The organism is Novosphingobium sp. BL-S-21 (assembly GCF_055521655.1).
The window spans coordinates 1,875,102-1,895,686 of sequence record NZ_CM145496.1 but is presented as its reverse complement, the minus strand read 5'-3'; the positions used below and the strand labels follow the sequence as shown (position 1 = coordinate 1,895,686).

Annotated in this window: 16 protein-coding genes; 10 read left to right on the top strand and 6 right to left on the bottom strand. The window is 64.8% G+C overall.

Annotated elements, in window-relative coordinates:
- Positions 1–66: 66 nt before the first annotated feature.
- The 3 genes from ACZ1J6_RS17405 to rpoB form a co-directional block, all read right to left on the bottom strand.
- Positions 67–240, bottom strand: coding sequence for a hypothetical protein (locus ACZ1J6_RS17405; RefSeq protein WP_166675279.1), 174 nt, complete (start codon positions 238–240; stop codon positions 67–69).
- Between the two features lie 148 nt (positions 241–388).
- Positions 389–4,708, bottom strand: a complete 4,320-nt coding sequence (rpoC, locus tag ACZ1J6_RS17400) for a DNA-directed RNA polymerase subunit beta' (protein ID WP_132264512.1) — start codon at positions 4,706–4,708, stop codon at positions 389–391.
- A gap of 77 nt (positions 4,709–4,785) precedes the next feature.
- Positions 4,786–8,940 carry a DNA-directed RNA polymerase subunit beta gene (rpoB, locus tag ACZ1J6_RS17395; RefSeq protein ID WP_132264514.1) on the bottom strand — a complete coding sequence of 1,385 codons (4,155 nt, stop codon included), beginning with the start codon at positions 8,938–8,940 and terminating at the stop codon, positions 4,786–4,788.
- A gap of 543 nt (positions 8,941–9,483) precedes the next feature.
- Between rpoB and ACZ1J6_RS17390 the strand changes: the two genes are divergently transcribed.
- A complete protein-coding gene (locus ACZ1J6_RS17390) occupies positions 9,484–10,563 on the top strand; it encodes a hypothetical protein (protein ID WP_465127615.1) in 1,080 nt (359 codons plus the stop codon).
- A gap of 53 nt (positions 10,564–10,616) precedes the next feature.
- Here the strand turns inward: ACZ1J6_RS17390 and ACZ1J6_RS17385 are convergent, their stop codons facing one another.
- Positions 10,617–11,117: a hypothetical protein gene (locus tag ACZ1J6_RS17385; RefSeq protein WP_465127614.1), complete on the bottom strand. Its 501-nt coding sequence runs from the start codon at positions 11,115–11,117 to the stop codon at positions 10,617–10,619.
- Between ACZ1J6_RS17385 and ACZ1J6_RS17380 the strand changes: the two genes are divergently transcribed.
- The 6 genes from ACZ1J6_RS17380 to ACZ1J6_RS17355 all read left to right on the top strand — a co-directional run bounded on the left by ACZ1J6_RS17380 (position 11,104) and on the right by ACZ1J6_RS17355 (position 15,107).
- Positions 11,104–11,652 carry a DUF2975 domain-containing protein gene (locus ACZ1J6_RS17380; RefSeq protein WP_465127613.1) on the top strand — a complete coding sequence of 183 codons (549 nt, stop codon included), beginning with the start codon at positions 11,104–11,106 and terminating at the stop codon, positions 11,650–11,652. The two genes, ACZ1J6_RS17385 and ACZ1J6_RS17380, sit on opposite strands and share 14 nt — an antisense overlap.
- Complete coding sequence (locus tag ACZ1J6_RS17375) at positions 11,652–11,894, top strand: helix-turn-helix domain-containing protein (protein ID WP_134094754.1); 243 nt, start codon at positions 11,652–11,654, stop codon at positions 11,892–11,894. The genes ACZ1J6_RS17380 and ACZ1J6_RS17375 overlap by 1 nt, the downstream gene beginning before the upstream one ends.
- 325 nt (positions 11,895–12,219) lie before the next feature.
- Positions 12,220–12,732: a 50S ribosomal protein L10 gene (rplJ, locus tag ACZ1J6_RS17370; protein ID WP_132264521.1), complete on the top strand. Its 513-nt coding sequence runs from the start codon at positions 12,220–12,222 to the stop codon at positions 12,730–12,732.
- A 123-nt stretch (positions 12,733–12,855) separates the two neighbouring features.
- The gene (gene rplL / locus ACZ1J6_RS17365) at positions 12,856–13,230 is read left to right on the top strand and encodes a 50S ribosomal protein L7/L12 (protein ID WP_132264523.1); all 375 of its coding nucleotides are present in this window, start codon (positions 12,856–12,858) and stop codon (positions 13,228–13,230) included.
- Between the two features lie 177 nt (positions 13,231–13,407).
- Positions 13,408–14,355, top strand: a complete 948-nt coding sequence (locus tag ACZ1J6_RS17360; protein ID WP_465127612.1) for a bifunctional helix-turn-helix transcriptional regulator/GNAT family N-acetyltransferase — start codon at positions 13,408–13,410, stop codon at positions 14,353–14,355.
- A gap of 119 nt (positions 14,356–14,474) precedes the next feature.
- Complete coding sequence (locus tag ACZ1J6_RS17355) at positions 14,475–15,107, top strand: hypothetical protein (RefSeq protein ID WP_465127611.1); 633 nt, start codon at positions 14,475–14,477, stop codon at positions 15,105–15,107.
- 166 nt (positions 15,108–15,273) lie between these two features.
- Here the strand turns inward: ACZ1J6_RS17355 and ACZ1J6_RS17350 are convergent, their stop codons facing one another.
- Complete coding sequence (locus ACZ1J6_RS17350; protein ID WP_465127610.1) at positions 15,274–16,242, bottom strand: dioxygenase family protein; 969 nt, start codon at positions 16,240–16,242, stop codon at positions 15,274–15,276.
- A 117-nt stretch (positions 16,243–16,359) separates the two neighbouring features.
- The gene (locus ACZ1J6_RS17345) at positions 16,360–16,809 is read right to left on the bottom strand and encodes a c-type cytochrome (protein ID WP_465127609.1); all 450 of its coding nucleotides are present in this window, start codon (positions 16,807–16,809) and stop codon (positions 16,360–16,362) included.
- Positions 16,810–16,956: 147 nt separating this feature from the next.
- On the opposite strand from ACZ1J6_RS17345, the gene ACZ1J6_RS17340 reads away from it, so the two are divergent.
- From ACZ1J6_RS17340 to groL, 3 genes are all read left to right on the top strand, one after another.
- On the top strand, positions 16,957–18,336 hold the full coding sequence (locus ACZ1J6_RS17340) for an MATE family efflux transporter (protein WP_465127608.1): 1,380 nt from the start codon (positions 16,957–16,959) through the stop codon (positions 18,334–18,336).
- Positions 18,337–18,500: 164 nt separating this feature from the next.
- The gene (gene groES / locus ACZ1J6_RS17335; RefSeq protein ID WP_086492655.1) at positions 18,501–18,788 is read left to right on the top strand and encodes a co-chaperone GroES; all 288 of its coding nucleotides are present in this window, start codon (positions 18,501–18,503) and stop codon (positions 18,786–18,788) included.
- A gap of 47 nt (positions 18,789–18,835) precedes the next feature.
- Positions 18,836–20,479, top strand: a complete 1,644-nt coding sequence (gene groL, locus ACZ1J6_RS17330) for a chaperonin GroEL (protein ID WP_132264534.1) — start codon at positions 18,836–18,838, stop codon at positions 20,477–20,479.
- Positions 20,480–20,585 lie beyond the last annotated feature (106 nt).

Sequence of the window (20,585 nt, the reverse complement as noted above, 5' to 3'; positions counted from 1 at the left end):
ACGGCTCTATCTCTCCGCGATCGGACGTCGGCGTCCCCTGAAATGCCAATCCAGTAGGAATGGGCGTCAGGCGAAGGCGCTGAATCCCGCAAGGCTGGACCAGACTGCGAGCGCAGCCATGGCGATGACCGAAGCCATCGCGGCAGGTACGATCTTGGACTCAGGGTTGCCCATCCGGAACCAGCCTTGCGAGAGAGCGGGGGTGCGGTCGCTATGCCCGGAAAGGCGCCCGCGAGCCATGTCGCCCGTCGAGCGCGGTAAGCCGCCTATCGAAGCCGCCCCTTGGCCGCACCGCCTTGACGCAGGCCCGTCATGCCCAAAGCAAAAGGCCCCGCCGGATCGCTCCGGCGGGGCCTTTATTCTGCCTGTCAGGCGGTAGCGGGGAGACTTACGCCTCGTCGCCACCTTCCGGCTGTTCGCCTTCCGACTGGTCGTCGCCCTTGATCAGGTAATCGCCGGCATCGGCGTCCAGACCATGGGTTTCACCCTCGACCGCGGCAAGCGGATCGTTGCCGATCGCGGCTTCCGGGCCCTGGGCCAGTTCGGCTGCATGCTCTTCTTCCGCCGTGTTGGCGGCGATCAGAGATTCCTGCAGGCGACGGTAGGACGCGCGCAGGGCGGCATCGCGGCTGGTGGCCGCCACGCGGACGCGGTTCATGCCGGCACCGGTACCCGCCGGGATGAGGCGGCCGACGATGACGTTTTCCTTGAGGCCGATGAGCGAGTCCTTCTTGCCCTCGACAGCCGCCTGCGTGAGCACGCGGGTGGTCTCCTGGAACGACGCCGCCGAGATGAACGAGCGGGTCTGCAGCGAGGCCTTGGTGATGCCGAGCAGCACCGGCTTGCCTTCCGCGGGCATCTTGCCCTCGGGAAGCTTGCTGTTGATCTCGAACATTTCCTCGTAGTCGACCTGTTCGCCCGGCAGCAGGGTGGTGTCGCCACCGGCCGTGATCTCGACCTTCTGCAGCATCTGACGAACGATCGTCTCGATGTGCTTGTCGTTGATCTTCACGCCCTGCAAGCGGTAGACTTCCTGGATTTCCGCCACGAGGTATTCCGCAAGTGCCTCGACGCCGAGAACTTCCAGAATGTCGTGCGGATCGGGCGAGCCCGAAATCAGGTTGTCGCCCTTCTTGACGAAGTCGCCTTCCTGCACGTCGATCACGCGGCTCTTCGGGATCAGGTACTCAACCGGATCACCCTCTTCCGGGATGATCGCGATCTTGCGCTTGGCCTTGTAGTCACGCACGAACTCGATGCGACCGGAGACCTTGGCGATGATCGAGTTGTCCTTCGGCTTGCGGGCCTCGAACAGTTCGGCAACGCGCGGCAGACCGCCGGTGATGTCGCGGGTCTTGGCGGCTTCGCGCGAGGCACGGGCGATGATGTCGCCGGCCTCGACGGTCTGGCCGTCTTCCACCGAGAGGGTCGTGCCCGGCGCCATCATGTAGCGCGCGGATTCGCCGGACGCGTCGTCGAGAAGGGTGATGCGCGGACGCAGGTCCTCCTTCTTCTTCGCGGTGCGCGACGAACGGTCTTCCGTCACGACGCGGCTGGTCATGCCGGTCGCATCGTCGACATGCTCGGTCAGCGTGCGGGTGTCGATCAGGTCCTGATACTTCACCGTACCCGAGGTTTCGGTGATGATCGGGAGCGAGAACGGATCCCACTCGGCCAGGCGTTCGCCTTCCTTCACCTTCGCGCCATTGGTGTGGAGCAGCACGGTGCCGTAAGGCACGCGGTGCATGGCGCGCTCGCGGCCTTCGGTGTCCATCACGACGATTTCGCCGTTACGGGCCAGCGAGAGGCGACGGCCGCGCTTGTCCACGATCGTCGGGATGTCGCGATATTCGACGGAGCCTTCGCAGATCGATTCCAGATGGCTGGTTTCGTTCAGCTGGGCAGCGCCGCCGATGTGGAAGGTACGCATGGTGAGCTGCGTGCCCGGTTCACCGATCGACTGTGCGGCGATGACGCCGACAGCTTCACCGATGTTGACCGGCGTACCGCGTGCGAGGTCACGGCCGTAGCACTTGCCGCAGACGCCCTGCTGGGCTTCGCAGACCAGCGGCGAACGGATGCGGGCAGCCTGCAGGCCGGTCGCCTCGATCGCAGCCACGGCGGCTTCGTCCAGGAGCTGGCCCTTGGCGGCGATGACGTTGCCTTCCTTGTCGGCAATGTCCTCGGCCAGGGTACGACCCAGGATACGCTCGGCGAGCGAGGCGATGGTGGAACCGCCCTGCACGATCGAACGCATTTCCAGCGCGCGCTCGGTACCGCAATCCTCGATCACGACGACGCAGTCCTGCGACACGTCGACCAGACGGCGGGTCAGGTAACCCGAGTTCGCCGTCTTGAGCGCCGTATCCGCCAGGCCCTTACGAGCACCGTGGGTCGAGTTGAAGTATTCAAGAACGGTCAGACCTTCCTTGAAGTTCGAGATGATCGGCGTTTCGATGATCTCGCCCGACGGCTTGGCCATGAGGCCGCGCATACCGCCAAGCTGCTTCATCTGTGCCGGGCTACCACGCGCACCGGAGTGGCTCATCATGTAGATCGAGTTGATCTGGGCCATGCGGCCCGTCTCGGGATCGACCGGCTGAGCCTTCAGCTCTTCCATCATGGCGTTCGCCACCTGGTCGCCGCAACGGCTCCAGGCGTCGATCACCTTGTTGTACTTTTCCTGCTGGGTGATCAGGCCGTCCTGGTACTGCTGCTCGTAGTCGGCAACCAGTTCCTTGGTTTCGCCGACCAGGGCTTCCTTCGAGTCCGGGATGATCATGTCATCCTTGCCGAAGGAGATGCCCGCCTTGAACGCGTTGCGGAAGCCGAGCGACATGATCGCGTCGGCGAACAGCACCGTGTCCTTCTGGCCGGTGTGGCGGTAGACCTGGTCGATGACGTCGCCGATTTCCTTCTTGGTGAGAAGGCGGTTGACGACGTCGAAGGGCACGGTGTGCGACTTCGGCAGGCATTCGCCCAGCAGCATGCGGCCCGGCGTGGTCTCGAAGCGCTTCATGTACTGCTCGCCGTTCTCGTCGGTCTGCGGCACGCGGGCCTCGATCTTCGAGTGCAGCGTCACGGCACCGACGTGAAGCGCCTGGTGCACTTCGGCCATGTCCGCGAACTTCATGCCTTCGCCCGGCTCGCCGATGCGGTCCATCGACAGGTAGTACAGGCCGAGAACCATGTCCTGCGAAGGAACGATGATCGGCTTGCCGTTTGCCGGCGAGAGGATGTTGTTGGTCGACATCATCAGCACGCGCGCTTCCAGCTGGGCTTCCAGCGAGAGCGGCACGTGGACGGCCATCTGGTCACCGTCGAAGTCGGCGTTGAACGCCGAGCAGACGAGCGGGTGAAGCTGGATCGCCTTGCCTTCGATCAGGACCGGCTCGAACGCCTGGATGCCCAGACGGTGAAGCGTCGGCGCGCGGTTCAGCATGACCGGGTGCTCGCGAATGACTTCGTCGAGGATGTCCCAGACTTCCTTGCGCTCCTTCTCGACCCACTTCTTGGCCTGTTTCAGGGTCATGGAAAGACCCTTGGCGTCCAGACGGGCGTAGATGAACGGCTTGAACAGCTCGAGCGCCATCTTCTTCGGCAGGCCGCACTGGTGCAGCTTGAGTTCCGGTCCGGTCACGATGACCGAACGGCCCGAATAGTCGACGCGCTTGCCGAGCAGGTTCTGACGGAAGCGGCCCTGCTTGCCCTTGAGCATGTCGGACAGCGACTTCAGCGGACGCTTGTTGGCGCCGGTGATGACGCGGCCGCGGCGGCCGTTGTCGAACAGGGCGTCGACCGCTTCCTGCAGCATGCGCTTTTCGTTGCGGACGATGATGTCCGGCGCACGCAGCTCGATCAGGCGCTTCAGGCGGTTGTTGCGGTTGATGACGCGGCGATAGAGGTCGTTGAGGTCCGAGGTCGCGAAGCGGCCACCGTCCAGCGGCACCAGCGGGCGCAGTTCGGGCGGAATGACCGGCACGACGTCGAGAATCATCCACTCGGGGCGGTTGCCCGAATCGATGAACGATTCCACGACCTTGAGGCGCTTGATGATCTTCTTGGGCTTGAGTTCCGACTTGGTCGTCTCAAGTTCCTGGAGAAGGTCCGCACGCTCCTGCTGGAGGTCGAGGTTGATGAGCATGTGCTTCACCGCCTCGGCACCGATGCCGGCGGAGAACGAATCCTCGCCGTACTCGTCCTGGGCGTCGAGCATCTCGTCTTCGGTGAGGAGCTGGTACTTCTCGAGCGGGGTCAGGCCCGGCTCGATCACGATGTAGCTTTCGAAGTAGAGAACGCGCTCAAGCTGCTTGAGCTGCATGTCGAGCAGCAGGCCGATGCGCGAAGGCAGCGACTTCAGGAACCAGATGTGCGCGACCGGTGCGGCCAGCTCGATGTGGCCCATGCGCTCGCGGCGCACCTTGGTGACGGTGACTTCGACGCCGCACTTTTCGCAGACGACGCCCTTGTACTTCATGCGCTTGTACTTGCCGCAAAGGCATTCGTAGTCCTTCACGGGACCGAAGATGCGGGCGCAGAAAAGGCCGTCACGCTCAGGCTTGAACGTACGGTAGTTGATGGTTTCCGGCTTCTTGATCTCGCCGAAGGACCAGGAGCGGATGCGCTCGGGCGAGGCCAGACCGATCTGGATCTGATCGAAGGTCTCGGGCTTCGCCATCTGGTTGGTGAACTTGGTCAGGTCGTTCATGTTTCAGTCCCTCTGGGGGTGAATTCTCGAGGCGGAAGGAAGGGAAGGCGGGGCCGTGCGGGCCCCGCCCGATCCCGTTATTCCGCCGCCAGGGCCACGCCGTCGTCGTCCTCGTTGTCGTCGTGGCTGGTAAGCTCGACGTTGAGGCCCAGCGAGCGCATTTCCTTGACGAGCACGTTGAAGCTCTCGGGGATGCCGGCCTCGAAAGTATCGTCGCCCTTGACGATCGCTTCGTAGACCTTGGTGCGGCCGACCACGTCGTCCGATTTCACCGTCAGCATTTCCTGGAGCGTGTAAGCCGCGCCGTAGGCCTGGAGAGCCCAGACCTCCATTTCACCGAAGCGCTGGCCACCGAACTGCGCCTTACCGCCCAGCGGCTGCTGGGTGACGAGCGAGTAGGGGCCGATCGAACGCGCGTGGATCTTGTCGTCGACAAGGTGGTGCAGCTTGAGCACGTACTTGCAGCCGACGGTCACCTTGCGGTCGAAACGATCGCCGGTGCGGCCGTCGTAGAGGTCCACCTGGCCTGACTCGTCGAGACCGGCGAGGCGGAGCATGTCGGTGACGTCCTTCTCGACGGCGCCGTCGAAGACCGGCGAACCCATCGGCACGCCCTTGCGGACGGACTGAGCGAATTCGACGATCTGCTCGTCACTGCGCGCCTCGATCTCGGCGGTGTAGTTGGAGCCGTAGACTTCCTTGAGCAGTTCGCGGACCGCTTCCGGCGGTTCGCCGGCCACGGGATCCGGATTGGCTGCGCGCCAGTCGTCCAGAGCTGCACCGATACGCGCGCCCAGGCCGCGGGCGGCCCAGCCGAGGTGCGTTTCGAAGATCTGGCCGACGTTCATGCGCGAAGGCACGCCCAGCGGGTTCAGCACGAAGTCGACGGGGGTACCGTCCTCGAGGAAGGGCATGTCTTCCAGCGGCAGGATGCGGCTGATGATACCCTTGTTGCCGTGACGGCCGGCCATCTTGTCGCCCGGCTGAAGCTTGCGCTTCACGGCCACGAAGACCTTGACCATCTTGAGCACGCCGGGCGCGAGTTCGTCACCGCGTTCCAGCTTCTCCTTGCGGTCCTCGAACTTCTCCTGGATCGCCTTGACGGTGAGGTCGTACTGGGTCTTCACCGCTTCGAGCTGCGACTGCATGTGGTCGTCCGCAACGGCGAACTTCCACCACTCGTGACGCTCGACCTCGTCCAGCACCTCGTCGGTGATGTCCACGCCCTTCTTGATGCCCTTGGGCGCCGAAGCGGCGACCTGGCCGAGGAGCATGTCCTTCAGACGGTTGTAGGTGGCGCGGTTGAGGATGGCGCGTTCGTCCTCGCGGTCCTTGGCGAGGCGTTCGATTTCCTCGTTCTGGATCGCGCGGGTACGGTCGTCGACCTCGATGCCGTGGCGGTTGAACACGCGCACGTCGACGATGGTGCCCGAAACGCCCGGCGGCAGACGCAGCGAGGTGTCGCGGACGTCCGAAGCCTTTTCACCGAAGATGGCGCGGAGGAGCTTTTCTTCCGGCGTCATCGGGCTTTCGCCCTTCGGCGTGATCTTGCCGACCAGGATGTCACCCGGGTGCACTTCGGCGCCGATGTAGACGATGCCCGCTTCGTCGAGGTTGCGCAGGGCTTCCTCGCCGACGTTCGGGATGTCGCGGGTGATGTCTTCCGGACCCAGCTTGGTGTCGCGGGCCATCACTTCGAACTCGTCGATGTGGATCGAGGTGAAGACGTCTTCCTTCACGATCCGCTCGGAGATCAGGATGGAGTCTTCGTAGTTGTAGCCGTTCCAGGGCATGAACGCGACGAGCACGTTGCGGCCCAGGGCCAGTTCGCCCAGCTCGGTCGAAGGACCGTCGGCGATGGTGTCGCCGGCCTGGATCACTTCGCCCACCTTCACCAGCGGACGCTGGTTGATGCAGGTCGACTGGTTCGAACGCTCGAACTTCTGCAGGCGGTAGATGTCGACGCCGGACTTGCCGGGTTCGATATCGCCCGAGGCGCGGATGACGATACGCGTTGCGTCGACCTGGTCGACGATGCCGGCGCGCAGCGCCGAGATCGCGGCGCCGGAGTCACGCGCAACGGTTTCTTCCATGCCGGTGCCGACGAACGGAGCGTCCGCCTTCACGAGCGGCACGGCCTGACGCTGCATGTTCGAGCCCATGAGCGCGCGGTTGGCGTCGTCGTTTTCCAGGAACGGAATGAGCGAGGCGGCCACCGAGACGAGCTGCTTGGGCGAAACGTCCATCAGCGTGATCTGGTCGCGCGGGCTCATCACGAATTCGCCGTTCTGGCGAGCCGAGACGAGTTCCTCGACGAACGAACCGTCGGTGTTCAGCTCAGCCGACGCCTGCGCGACGGTGTGCTTCTGCTCTTCCATGGCGGAGAGATAGACGACGTCCTTCGAAACATGACCGTCGACGACGCGGCGGTAGGGGGTTTCGATGAAGCCGTACTTGTTGACGCGCGCGAAAGTCGACAGCGAGTTGATCAGACCGATGTTCGGGCCTTCCGGCGTTTCAATCGGGCAGATACGGCCATAGTGCGTCGGGTGAACGTCGCGGACTTCGAAGCCGGCGCGCTCACGGGTGAGACCACCCGGGCCCAAGGCCGAAACGCGGCGCTTGTGAGTGACTTCCGACAGCGGGTTGGTCTGGTCCATGAACTGCGAGAGCTGCGAGGAACCGAAGAACTCGCGAACGGCGGCCACGGCGGGCTTGGCGTTGATGAGGTCGTTCGGCATGACCGTCGACACGTCCACCGACGACATGCGCTCCTTCACGGCGCGCTCCATGCGGAGCAGGCCGACGCGGTACTGGTTCTCGAGCAGCTCGCCCACCGAACGCACGCGGCGGTTGCCGAGGTTGTCGATGTCGTCGATTTCGCCCTTGCCGTCCTTCAGGCCGACCAGTTCCTTGACCACGGCGAGGATGTCCTCGACGCGCAGCGTGGTGACGGTGTCCTCGGCATCGAGGCCCAGGCGCATGTTCATCTTCACGCGGCCCACGGCCGAGAGGTCGTAGCGGTCGGCGTCGAAGAACAGGCCGGCGAAGAGGGCTTCAGCGGTTTCCTTCGTCGGCGGTTCGCCCGGACGCATGACCTTGTAGATCGCTTCCAGACCCATGTCGCGGTTCTCGGCCTTGTCGGCCTTGAGCGTGTTGCGGATCCAGGGACCGGTGTTCACGTCGTCGATGTCGAGCAGGTCGATCTGGTCGATGCCGGCCTGGTCGAGCGCCTCGAGGTTCTCGGGCGAAACTTCGTCGCCGGCTTCGATGTAGATGCGGCCGGTCGACTCGTTGATGAGATCCTTGGCCGAATAGCGGCCGAAGATTTCCTCGGTCGGGATCAGCAGCTCTTCAAGACCGTCCTTCTGCGCCTTGTTGGCGGCACGGGGGCTGATCTTGGTGCCGGCCGGGAACACGACTTCGCCCGACTTGGCGTCGACGATGTCGAAGGCGGGCTTGGCGCCGCGCCAGGCTTCCGACTGATAGGGCAGCTGCCAGCCGCCCGAACCGCGCTTCCAGGTGACCGTCTCGTAGAAGTAGTCGAGGATCGCTTCGTTATCGAGGCCGAGGCCGAACAGCAGCGAGGTCACCGGCAGCTTGCGCTTGCGGTCGATACGGACGTTGACGATGTCCTTGGCGTCGAACTCGAAGTCCAGCCAGGAACCGCGGTAAGGGATCACGCGGGCCGCGAAGAGGAACTTGCCCGAGGAGTGGGTCTTGCCGCGGTCGTGGTCGAACAGGACGCCCGGCGAACGGTGCATCTGCGAGACGATCACGCGCTCGGTGCCGTTGATGAAGAAGGTGCCGTTCTCGGTCATGAGCGGCATGTCGCCCATGTAGACGTCCTGCTCCTTGATATCGAGGACCGAACGGGTCTCGGTCTCGGCATCGACTTCGAACACGATGAGGCGCAGCGTGACCTTCATCGGGGCCGCATAGGTGATGCCGCGCTGGCGGCACTCGGTCACGTCGTACTTCGGCTCTTCCAGCTCGTAGTGCACGAAGTCGAGTTCGCTGGTGCCGGCGAAGTCGCGGATCGGGAAGACCGAACGCAGGGTCTTTTCCAGGCCCGAGACGTAGCCCGTCGCAGGGTTCGAGCGCAGGAACTGCTCGTAGCTCTCGCGCTGGACCTCGATCAGGTTGGGCATCTGGACGACTTCGTGGATGTCGCCGAAGATCTTGCGGATCCGCTTCTTTGCAGAGCGGACGCTTGCGGGCTTGGTGGCCATGAGCTGGTCTTTGCCTCTTCGCTTCAAAGGACCGATTCGCGTGAATCGGGCCGGAAAAATTCGTCGTCGCGAGTGACGTTATCCCTGCGTGGGGCAGGGCATCCGAAACGCCAAAAGGCCGCCCGGCACGCGCGGAAAACCTGGAGTTTTACCGATGCGGCCAGCAGCCTTCTGCGTCAGATGAAACCCGTATCGCTTCCTTCCCGGGCCTGTCCCCGCGCATGGACAAGCCTTGCTCGAAGCGATCGAGCGAGGGCGTCATATAGAAGTGGAGGGGCCTGGTGTCAAACCGTCTGGCGATGGCGCGCAGAAAGATTCGTGAAAGCGGAGGGCGCGCGTCAATCCAGAAGCGATAGTATCGTCAATTTTCGCGTGAACGTCAAATTAACATCCGGCGGCGTCAATTTAATAAAGCACGGCAGAGGCGAACGGATATGTGTATAAATGCGTAGATGTGTGCATTTCGTCCGGCTTTTCATTTCCTTTCGTCTCTTGGCGAGTCATTTCGGCGTAACTTCATTGTCTCCCATGCATTGAGCTTGCATGGAAAAAGATCCCGCCCCCCGCCCGTATGGCGCGGTAACGGCGATTGCCGCCGTTCTCGTGCTTTCTGCAACCTCGGCTCTGGCCCCGGCTCAGGCCCAGGACATGACGTCCGGTACCACTTTGCCGACCCAGCCGGGCTCGGCGCCGGTTCCCAGCACGGTCGTGGTGCCTGCTCTGCCCAGCGCGGTGCCGCCGGCGCCCGCTCCGGTGGCGCCCCAGGTCGTGCTGCCGGATTTCAGTCCAGCACCGGCCGTGGCTGCGCCGGAAGCAGCCACCCCTGAAGCAGCCTCGGGCGCAAGCAATGCGGCGCCGCTGCCCGCAGCGCCTGCCGAGGCGGCCAGCAGTACCGCTCCGGCGCGGGCTATCGCCCGCTCGGCTCCCGAACCGACCCGCGTGCCCACGGCGGCCGATGCCGGCGCCGCGCGTGACGGGGCGCTGGCCGGCGGCGATGCTCCGCCGCCCGTCGCTGCGCCGCCGCGTGATGCATCGTCTGTTAGCCCATCCGCGGCCGCGCTGGCTGCACCCGCGGCCAGCGCGCCTGCCGGCAATGGACCGGCCCGGAACGAGGGTCTGCCGGTCGAGGGTGTCCTTGGCCTGCTGGCGGCCCTTGGCGTGGCCGGTGCGGGTATCGCGGCGATGATGATGCGCCGCCGCAAGCCCGAGCCGGAGGCCGATTCCTATTCCGAGCCCTGGGCAGCGACCTCCGTCGACGACAGGGCCTATGTGCAGCCGCTGGAACCCGCCGCGGAGGCGCGTCCTGCCGAGGCCGCCGTGCCGATCGCGACCGCGGCCGTGATCCCGCCGCCAACAGGTCCTTCGGCCGATGCGATGGCGGAAGGTCCCGTGCCCTTGCAGCAGGATCGCCGGGCCTTGCTCGAAGCCATGGTCGATGCGCCGCCCGACGCCGCCAATCCCTTCACCTCGCGCAAGGGCCGCATGCGCCGCGCGCGCCTGATCCTGCAACGCCGCGAGCATGCGCAGACCGAGGGCAAGCCCTTCGACTGGCGCACCTATAAGCCAACGACCACGCCCGCCGCGCCGGCAATTGCCGGGCGCAAGGAGCCGGTCGAGGTCTGACGCCGCGCTGCCGTAACCCCTACGCGGCAAGCCGGCGTGTGCGGGGCGGTTCCTCAGGGAGCCGCCCCGCTTTTCGTTGCCTGCGCGATTCGCGGGTCCTGACCTGATAGACCTGGCACGGCCGTCGCTTCCCGCGCGGCGATGGAACCGGGTGTGGGGGCACTCGGGAACTGGATCCAGAGTGGCGGATTCTCGTGCATTTTCGACGGTGCTTCTCGAAAAGCAACGAGCCTCATATCGTTTTTCAATATTATTGTTTGACGATATGCCGAATCGAGTTTATTGAATTTCGATATCAGGCATATCGGAGAACGAACAATGATCTTCTCGACTACCCAGGCCGCCAGCCGACCTTTCGTCATTGTCCTTTCCCTGGCTTTCGTTGCCGGCTTCTGGCTGCCGACGATCTCCACGCCCGCGCATGCGGCCGATACGGTGGTCCATGAAACGGCCTCCCGCGACGGCGCCGTCACGCGCATCGTCATCGCCGCGCCCGTCGCGCCGGCCTTGATGTAAGCCGAACAGAAAAGGGGCAGGACGATGACTTCCACCATGCACGCGCTCACCCGCGATCCGCTGCTCGCCATTGCCAAGGGCATGCTCTGGTTCCTGATGGGCGCGATGGCCCTCGCCATCGGCGCCTGCCTTGTCGCGATCCCGGCGATGCTGGTGTTCCAGAACGAGATCTCGGCGGAAATGGCCAGGGAAATGCCGCTGCTGCTGCCGCAGTTCTATTGGGTGGTCAGCGGGATTCTGGTCCTCGCGGCGGTCCTCTGCGGGGTGCTGTTCCGGATATTCCAGCTGCTGAAGCGCATCGTCGGCACCGTGGGCGACGGCGACCCCTTCGTCCCCGAGAATGCTCGGCGGCTGACGCAGATGGCGTGGCTCAGCCTTGTCGTGCAGCTTCTCGGCCTGCCGCTCTCGGCGCTGGGCGCGCTGATCAACAAGATCGGCAAGGGCGAGACTCATCTGGACTCGATCGGCGGCATCTCGGGCAATGGCCTGCTGCTCATGCTGATCCTGTTCATCCTGGCGCGGGTCTTCCGCAAGGGCGCCGAGATGCGCGCCGAACTGGAAGGGACCGTCTGATGGGCGAAGACAGCACAGAAGGAGGCAATATCGTGGTGAAGCTCGACGACCTGCTCCATGCCCGCCGCATGACGCTGACCGAACTGGCGGAGCGCATCGGCATCACCCTGGCCAATCTCTCGATCCTCAAGACCGGCAAGGCCAAGGCCATCCGCTTCTCCACGCTGGAAGCGATCTGCCGGGAACTGGATTGCCAGCCCGGAGACCTGCTGGGCTACGATGCCGCCGGCGAGGCCATCTGAGATCGATTGACTCGCGAAACTTGACTCGGGCCGCGCTTTCAGCCAAAGGCGCGGCCGAACCACATGGGTCCCGGCCCATGGTTCATCCGTCCGAGACAGTTGGTGCCCTCGATTTGCGAGGGCTTAATTTCCAGCCTAGACGGGGAACAGGAAAATTTCCGGCCCGGCATTCCTTCGCGGAATGTGGTGCCAGGTTCGTGTTTCGGCACGAAAAACTCCTTCCCCATCGCCAACGGACTCGCCCGAAGTGCATTTGCGCTTCGGACAAACGTAGCCGGCCGTGCGGGATGCAAGTCCCAAGCGGTCACATGTGAAGGAGTAAGGCATGGATCGTTTGCAGAAAGCCGATTCGGTCGCCCAGCTCAACGCAGTCTTCAACGAGGTCGGCGTGGTGGTCATCACCCGTAACCTCGGCATGTCGGTGGCCCAGTCCACCGCCCTGCGCGGCAAGATTCGTGATGCCGGTGCTACCTATAAGGTTGCAAAGAACAGTCTTGCCAAGCTTGCCATCGCGGACACCGACTATGTCGGTATCGGCGACTTCCTCAGCGGCCCGACGGCCATCGCCACCTCGGTGGACCCCGTCGCAGCAGCCAAGGCCGTCGTCGATTTCGCCAAGACGACCGACAAGATCGAGATCGTCGGCGGCGCGATGGGTTCGCAGGTTCTGAACGCCGATGGTGTCAAGGCTCTCGCCTCGATGCCCTCGCTCGACGAACTGCGCGCCAAGCTCATCGGCCTCGTTCAGGCTCCGGCGACCAAGATCGCACAGCTTCAGACCGCTCCGGCGGCCAAGCTGGCGCGCGTCTTCGCTGCCTACGCCGACAAGGCTGCTTGAGCTCAGGCCTGAGGCGGTCTCTCGCAGATCGCCAAAGGGCAAGCCTAAGCAATTCTATTCGTTTCGATTTATCCCGGTGGACCGCATCCAGCACCCCGGGACCACAGATCAGGAGTTATTATCATGGCCGATATCGCCAAGCTTGTTGAAGAACTGTCGCAGCTGACCGTCCTCGAGGCCGCTGACCTCGCCAAGGCCCTTGAAGAAGCATGGGGCGTTTCCGCCGCTGCCGCTGTTGCCGTGGCTGCTGCCCCGGCCGGCGACGCTGGCGCCGCTGTCGAAGAGAAGACCGAATTCGACGTCATCCTCACCGGCGACGGTGGCAAGAAGATCCAGGTCATCAAGGAAGTCCGCGCCATCACCGGTCTGGGCCTCGCTGAAGCCAAGGCTCTCGTCGAAGGCGCTCCCAAGGCTGTCAAGGAAGGCGTCAACAAGACCGAAGCCGAAGACATCAAGAAGAAGATCGAAGAAGCCGGCGGCACCGTCGAGCTCAAGTAATCCGCTGCGGGTTTCGGCCCGCAAGGATTCTCCCGGATTCGCTCCGGGATCGATCTCTCGGTTCTTCCGAGCAGACAGGGAAGGGCGGCTCCTCGGAGCCGCCCTTTCTCTTTGCCCGCTTGACGGTCCGGGCTTATCTCCATAACGCGATATATAACGTGATATGGAGTTGAATGCATGACCGATGTGATCGCCCGTCTCGGCGGTGTCTATCTCGGCAGCCGCCTCAAGCGCCTGGCCGAGCGGCTCCAGGGCGATGCCGCGCAGATCATCCAGGCGGCGGGGATTCCCGCGCAGCCGGGCCAGATGCCGCTGCTGACCGCGCTTGACGATGGCGCCAGAACGATCGGCCAACTGGCCGAGGCCGTGGGCTCCAGTCAGCCCGGCGTCACCCGCGCGATCGGCCAGCTCGCCGCACAGGGACTGGTTCAGACGGCCCAGGGCAGCGACCTTCGCCAGCGGCACGTATCGCTCACCCCGGCCGGCGAAACGGCCATGGCGCGGACGCGCATGCATGTCTGGCCCGGCATCGGGCTGGCCGTGGACGAGATGTGCGGCGGCGACACCGCGACCTTGCTGGCGCTTCTGGAGCGGGTCGAGAATGCGCTGGACGAATCCTCGATGGTGGCGCGCTACGATCGGCTGAAGCCGCCCGTCCTGCGCATTCGCGAATTCGAGGATGGCCTTGCCCAGGATTTTCACGACATCAATGCGGAGTGGATCGCGGCGATGTTCCGCCTCGAACCCACCGATCGCGAGGTTCTGGAAAACCCGCGCCAGCGGATCGTCGATCCGGGCGGGGCGATCCTGTTCGTGGAGGCAGAAGGGCTGGGGATCGTCGGCACTTGCGCGTTGCAGAAGACGGGCGAGCGGTCGTTCGAACTCACGAAAATGGGGGTGCGGGCTTCTGCACGCGGGTTGAAGGCCGGGGAATTCCTGCTCGATGCCATGATTGCGCGGGCAGGGGAGATGGGCGCCGATCCGCTCTATCTCCTGACCAACAGGCACTGCGAGGCGGCGATTCACCTCTACGAAAAGCTGGGTTTCCGCCACGATGCCGGGATCATGGCGCAGTACGGCGCACGCTACGAGCGGTGCGACGTGGCCATGCTTTACAGGCGATGAGCTGAGCCTGCGCGGGCCTGAAGCGAAGGGGCGCCGTCATCCGGTGTTCAGCTTGGCGGGCGCAGCTTTCGCCTCCGGAAGGGCTGCACCGACGGCCCGCTTTCAGGAGTTGTTTGCCCATGCGAATGCCTTCGAGGACATATCTTTTCGGCGCTGCCGCGCTGGCCCTGCTGGGCGCGGGCGTTGCCGAAGCAGCCACGGCCAGGCTGCACACGATGAACGTCGACGCGCCGGACGGTTCGCAGATCCAGGTTCGCTACTTCGGCGATACCGCGCCGCAAGTGGAAGTCGTGCCCGTGGAGGCCGCCGCCGAGGTCGGTGATGCCGGTGATGCCGGTGATGGCGGGGTCATGGCCGATCCCTTCATGGCAATGGCGCGGATCTCGGCAGCGATGGATGCGCGCATGGATGCGATGATGCAGCAGGCGGCGCTCGTCCAGCGCCATGCCGCGCAGATGCAGCAGCAGGCGGTGGCCCGCGGCAATGCGCAGGGGGCACCCGGCGTGATCCTGGTCGGAGACATGCCGGCCGGCTCGCATGTGACCTATTATTCCTCGTCCACCGACGCGCGGGGCTGCACACGCTCGGTTTCCTACAGCTCCGACAGCTTCGGCGCGGCGCCGAAGATGACGCAAGCCGCTTCGGACGGCTGCGATGCCGCCGGAGCCACGAACCGTGCCATCCCGGCCGCTCTCCCCGCCCGGATCGAGCCCACCGCCGAGCAGCAGGTCCCGCCCGGCCGCAAGGTCTGATTCCCTTTCCCGGTCCTGGCTCCGGCCTCACCTTCGGCCGCACCCCCCGCAAGGACCGGTGGAAAGAAGGGCGCCGCACGTACCCGCGGCGCCCTTCATTTCGCAACCCAAGTCAGCCGGCCAGGCCAAGTCAGCCGGCCAGGCCAAGTCAGCCGGCCAGGCCAAGTCAGCCGGCCAGGCCGATGACGGCGCTCCCCTGGAAGCCGCCCGCCGCAGAGCCGCCGACCTCCAGTGTCATCACCTTGATCCGCTCGGTGCCATTGTCGCCGAAAACCATGTCGCGCGCGATCTCGCGGGACTGCGCCCAGGTTCGCGCCGAGCGCGCGTAGACCGAGGACGTGTAGGCCGCGTCGCAGGTCTCGGCGGGGACGGCGAGCTGCGAGGTCAGGCGCGCGAATTTCCCCGCCGTCGCGACCGGCAGGCTGGTGAAGGCTTCGAAGTGGATGTGGGGATAGCGGCCCATGTAGCACCCCGGCACGATCGTGCGGAACCGGACGAGACCGTTGTCGTCAGTGACCTGCAATCCGCGCAGCCAGCTGCGATCCGGCTGGTCGTAAAGCGAATACTGGCCGTTCGGATCGCAGTGCCAGAGATAGATGGCATGGCCCGGAAGCGGCATGCAGCCGGTGTTGACATCGACAAGGCGCAGCGAGAGGTCGAGCGGGATGCCGGGCACTGTGTTGCCGCCGCCGATGTCGCTGCGAATGTCCTGGCGTTGCAGGCCCGAGCGGCCGAGCACGTTGGCCACCTGTCCGCGCGCCGTGTTGGAGCCATCTGCAGGATAGGGCCCCTCGGTCTCACGCGCGAAGGCCACGCAGCGCGTGCCGTTGGATGCGGTGCCGGTGACGACCGGGCCGTTGTCGATCTGCGGCGGCGGTCCTCCCGGGCCATGATCGCCGAAGTCGCCGGGCGGGGGACCGCGCCTGCCGCCGGGCGGTGGGCCGCCCATGCCGTCAGCCGGCGGGCCGGCCCAGCCGCCGGACGGCGGCCCGCTCCGGCCCGCAGGCGCAGCGCAGCCGGCTAGTGCGGCGAGTCCGCCGATCGCGCCCAGCGAAAGCATTCGCCGCCGGCCGAGATTCATCTGTTCGATCCGCGTCAGGTCCGCCGCGAGGCCTTCCCGTTCCTGTCTGTCCATCCGTTCTTCTTCTGCTGGAAGCCATGTCGCACCATGGCAGGCCCTAGCAGCGTGAAGCGGCGGATCGCGGTCGTAAATTGTCGCCGATGGTAACCCGGCCGGGGCCGGGCGACGGTCTCACTTCAGGGATTCGAGGTAGTCGATCACGTCCTGGCGCTTCTTCGGATCGGGCACGCCGATCACCATCTTCGTGCCGGGCACCATCTTCATCGGACCCTGGAGCCAGGTGTCGAGCGACTGCCGGTCCCAGGTCACGCCCGAACCCTTGAGCGCGGGGCTGAAGTTGTAGCCGGGTACATCGCCGGCCTTGGTGCCGACGATCCCGAACAGCGAGGGGCCGACGCCGTTGCGGCCCGGTTCCACCGCATGGCAAGAACGGCAGACGGCAAAGGCCGCCGGCGCATCGGCGGCAGCCCGGGCACTGCCCGGCGGGGGACTGGCGGACGTTCCGGCATCCGCGGAAGTCTGCGCGGTTTCGGACTTATCCTGACCCGATCCGCCGCAAGCGGTGAGGACGAGCAGGGGGGCGATCAGGGAAGCAACAGTAGTAAGGCGTGCAGGCGTCATGGTTCCTCCGGCGCTGCGGTGGTGCCTATTCGACCGGGCGTGGGATGGAAAGCCATGATGCAGCGCAAATCGGCCTTTGAAGCCGCAGGAAAACGGCAGGAATTTCCTTTCGCTTGTCGGTCCGCTCCCGTATCGCCCTGACCGATAATGGCTTCGCACCTTCTACCTTCGACTTTTCGCGCCGAATTGGGCGCCACCATGCGTCTTGCCGGGCCGCTGGCGCTCGCCAACCTGCTGCAGATGGCGGTCTTCGCGACCGACGTGATTTTCGTGGCACGCCTGGGGCAGCAGGCCCTGGCGGCCTCGAGCCTGGCGATCGCGATCGTCGCGCTGATGATGATGGGCATCAATGGCGTGACCGGCGCGGTTGCCCCGCTGATCGCTGCTGAAATCGGCCGCCGCCGCAATTCCGTGCGCGAAGTGCGCCGCTCGACGCGCATGGCGCTGTGGGTGGCGGTCCTGTTCAGCCTCGGCGCCATCGCGCTGTCGCAATTGGGCAACCTGCTGATGGAAGCCACCGGGCAGGATCCCGAGGTTTCCGTGACGGCGTCGGCCTTCCTCAGGCTGGTGAGCATCGCCGTGCTGCCGATGACCATCGCCAACGTGCTGCGCACCTTCGTTTCAGCGTTGGGCCGGCCGTTCTTCGCCACGGTGATCACGGCGCTGGCGATCGGCGTCAATGCCACCGGCAACTACGTGCTGGTCTTCGGACACTTCGGCTTTCCGGCGCTCGGCCTCATGGGTTCCGCGCTGGCCAGCATCACCACGGCCTGCGTGATGGTGCTGGCCTATATCGTGGCCATCCGCAGCGACCGCCGCCTGCGCCGCTATCATGTGCTTGGGCGCATCTGGCGGACCGAATGGCAGCGCCTGCGCCAGATCCTCTCGCTCGGCCTGCCGATCGCGGCGACGCTCATTGCGGAGGGCGGGCTGTTCAGCGGCGCCGCGTTCCTGATGGGGCGCATCGGCGAAGCGCAGCTTGCCGCGCATACCGTCGCCCTCCAGATCGCGGCTTTCGCCTTCCAGGTGCCGTTCGGCGTGGGTCAGGCCGCGACGATCCGGGTCGGCTATCACTACGGCGCGGGCAATCGCATCGGCGTGGGCCTGGCAGGCTGGGCTGCGATCACCGTGGCGATGATCTTCATGGTCCTCTCGGCATCGACCATGCTGCTGGCGCCGCGCTTCATCCTTTCCGCCTATGTCGACGTGGAGGCGCCGCAGAACGCCGTGCTGGTGGGTTTTGCGCTGCATTTCCTGTTCGTGGCGGCGATATTCCAGCTGACCGACGGGCTCCAGGCGGTGGCGGCCGGCGCTCTGCGCGGCATCCAGGACACCCGCGTGCCGATGGCCATCGCGCTGTTCGGATACTGGGTCACGGGCTTCGCCACCTCGGCCCTGCTCGGCCTGTTCACCCCGCTGGAAGGCGTGGGCGTGTGGATCGGCCTGGCCGTGGGGCTGACCGTGGCGGCGGTGCTGCTGCTGGCGCGCTGGCACTGGCGCGATGAGTTCCACCTCGACCGGGTGTAACCGTCTCGTCTCATCCCGCGCCCATACCGGGTGAGAAATTTTTGGAAGCGATGCGCTTGACGTCGCCCCGGGCCAGAACCATATCCACGGCCGTTGGCACTCTACAACCATGAGTGCCAATTCCAGTTTCTTGCCCTTTAGTTCGTAGGATTAGGGAGATCCCCATGACTTTCCGCCCGCTGCACGACCGTGTTCTCGTGCGCCGCGTCGAGGCCGAAGAAAAGACGGCCGGTGGCATCATCATCCCCGACAGCGCCAAGGAAAAGCCGGCTGAAGGCGAAATCGTCGCCGTCGGCACCGGCGCCCGCGCCGAAAACGGCACCATCACTCCGCTCGACGTCAAGGTCGGCGACCGCGTGCTGTTCGGCAAGTGGTCCGGCACCGAAGTCAAGGTTGGCGGCGAAGACCTGCTGATCATGAAGGAATCGGACATCCTCGGCGTTATCGGCTGAGAATCGACGATTTCCGCATTTTCCAGATTTTCTAAAAGGAATTCAAAATGGCAGCCAAGGACGTAAAGTTCGGCCGCGACGCGCGTGAACGCATTCTCGCCGGCGTCGACACCCTCGCCAACGCCGTCAAGGTGACCCTGGGCCCCAAGGGCCGCAACGTCGTGATCGAGAAGAGCTTCGGCGCTCCCCGCATCACCAAGGACGGTGTCTCGGTCGCCAAGGAAATCGAACTCAAGGACAAGTTCGAGAACATGGGCGCGCAGATGCTGCGCGAAGTGGCCTCGAAGGCCAACGACAAGGCCGGTGACGGCACCACCACCGCGACCGTCCTCGCCCAGGCGATCGTTCGCGAAGGCATGAAGTCGGTTGCCGCCGGCATCAACCCGATGGACCTCAAGCGCGGTATCGACCTCGCCGTCCACAAGGTCGTCGAAAACCTCAAGACCCGCTCGACCCCGGTCGCCGGTTCGGCCGAAATCGCCCAGGTCGGCATCATCTCCGCCAACGGCGACGTCGAAGTCGGCGAGAAGATCGCCGAAGCGATGGAGAAGGTCGGCAAGGAAGGCGTGATCACCGTTGAAGAGGCCAAGGGTCTCGAATTCGAACTCGATGTCGTCGAAGGCATGCAGTTCGACCGCGGATACCTCTCGCCCTACTTCGTCACCAACCCCGACAAGATGACGGTCGAGCTCGAAAACCCCTACATCCTCATCCACGAAAAGAAGCTTTCGTCGCTCCAGGCGCTGCTTCCGATCCTGGAAGCCGTGGTGCAGTCGGGTCGTCCGCTCCTCATCATCGCCGAAGACATCGAGGGCGAGGCTCTTGCCACGCTCGTCGTCAACAAGCTGCGTGGCGGCCTGAAGATCGCCGCCGTCAAGGCTCCGGGCTTCGGCGATCGTCGCAAGGCGATGCTGGGCGACATCGCCACGCTGACCGCCGGCGAGATGATCTCGGAAGACCTCGGCATCAAGCTTGAGAGCGTCACGCTCGGCATGCTTGGCGAAGCCAAGAAGGTCACCATCGACAAGGACAACACCGTCATTGTCGACGGCGCCGGTTCGCATGACGAAATCAAGGGCCGCGTCGAGCAGATCCGTTCGCAGATCGAAGTCACCACTTCGGACTACGACCGTGAAAAGCTGCAGGAACGCCTGGCCAAGCTGGCCGGCGGCGTTGCCGTCATCAAGGTCGGCGGTGCCACCGAAGTCGAAGTGAAGGAACGCAAGGACCGCGTCGACGACGCTCTCCACGCGACCCGCGCTGCGGTTGAAGAAGGCATCGTCCCCGGCGGCGGTACCGCGCTGCTCTACGCGATCCGCGCTCTCGACGGCCTGGCCGGCGCGAACGAAGACCAGACCCGCGGCGTGGACATCGTCCGCAAGGCGATCTCGGCTCCGGTGAAGCAGATCGCCGAGAACGCCGGCAGCGACGGCGCCGTCGTTGCAGGCAAGCTGCTCGACCAGACCGACGAGAACATCGGCTTCAACGCCGCGACCGACGTCTATGAAAACCTCAAGGCTGCCGGCGTGATCGACCCGACCAAGGTCGTCCGCACCGCGCTGCAGGATGCGGCTTCGGTTGCCGGCCTGCTGATCACCACCGAAGCGGCGATCAGCGACAAGCCGGAAGACAAGGCCTCCATGCCGGCAATGCCCGACATGGGCGGCATGGGCGGCATGGGCGGCTTCTAAGCCACTCCCGTCACCGACGCGAATTGGGGCCGGAAGGAGCAATCCTTCCGGCCCTTTTTCTTGGCCGGGTAAACGGCAACGACATTCGCCTACTCCTCTCCAAGTC

Excerpts from the sequence above, each read along its gene's own strand:
- ACZ1J6_RS17350 (WP_465127610.1), bottom strand. The coding sequence starts at position 16,242 with ATGGACAGACAGGAACGGGAAGGCCTCGCGGCGGACCTGACGCGGATC.
- groL (WP_132264534.1), top strand. The coding sequence starts at position 18,836 with ATGGCAGCCAAGGACGTAAAGTTCGGCCGCGACGCGCGTGAACGCATT.
- ACZ1J6_RS17345 (WP_465127609.1), bottom strand. The coding sequence starts at position 16,809 with ATGACGCCTGCACGCCTTACTACTGTTGCTTCCCTGATCGCCCCCCTG.
- ACZ1J6_RS17385 (WP_465127614.1), bottom strand. The coding sequence starts at position 11,117 with ATGGTGGAAGTCATCGTCCTGCCCCTTTTCTGTTCGGCTTACATCAAG.
- ACZ1J6_RS17360 (WP_465127612.1), top strand. The coding sequence starts at position 13,408 with ATGACCGATGTGATCGCCCGTCTCGGCGGTGTCTATCTCGGCAGCCGC.
- ACZ1J6_RS17390 (WP_465127615.1), top strand. The coding sequence starts at position 9,484 with ATGGAAAAAGATCCCGCCCCCCGCCCGTATGGCGCGGTAACGGCGATT.
- rplL (WP_132264523.1), top strand. The coding sequence starts at position 12,856 with ATGGCCGATATCGCCAAGCTTGTTGAAGAACTGTCGCAGCTGACCGTC.
- ACZ1J6_RS17355 (WP_465127611.1), top strand. The coding sequence starts at position 14,475 with ATGCGAATGCCTTCGAGGACATATCTTTTCGGCGCTGCCGCGCTGGCC.
- ACZ1J6_RS17405 (WP_166675279.1), bottom strand. The coding sequence starts at position 240 with ATGGCTCGCGGGCGCCTTTCCGGGCATAGCGACCGCACCCCCGCTCTC.
- rpoB (WP_132264514.1), bottom strand. The coding sequence starts at position 8,940 with ATGGCCACCAAGCCCGCAAGCGTCCGCTCTGCAAAGAAGCGGATCCGC.
- ACZ1J6_RS17380 (WP_465127613.1), top strand. The coding sequence starts at position 11,104 with ATGACTTCCACCATGCACGCGCTCACCCGCGATCCGCTGCTCGCCATT.
- groES (WP_086492655.1), top strand. The coding sequence starts at position 18,501 with ATGACTTTCCGCCCGCTGCACGACCGTGTTCTCGTGCGCCGCGTCGAG.
- ACZ1J6_RS17340 (WP_465127608.1), top strand. The coding sequence starts at position 16,957 with ATGGCTTCGCACCTTCTACCTTCGACTTTTCGCGCCGAATTGGGCGCC.
- rplJ (WP_132264521.1), top strand. The coding sequence starts at position 12,220 with ATGGATCGTTTGCAGAAAGCCGATTCGGTCGCCCAGCTCAACGCAGTC.
- ACZ1J6_RS17375 (WP_134094754.1), top strand. The coding sequence starts at position 11,652 with ATGGGCGAAGACAGCACAGAAGGAGGCAATATCGTGGTGAAGCTCGAC.
- rpoC (WP_132264512.1), bottom strand. The coding sequence starts at position 4,708 with ATGAACGACCTGACCAAGTTCACCAACCAGATGGCGAAGCCCGAGACC.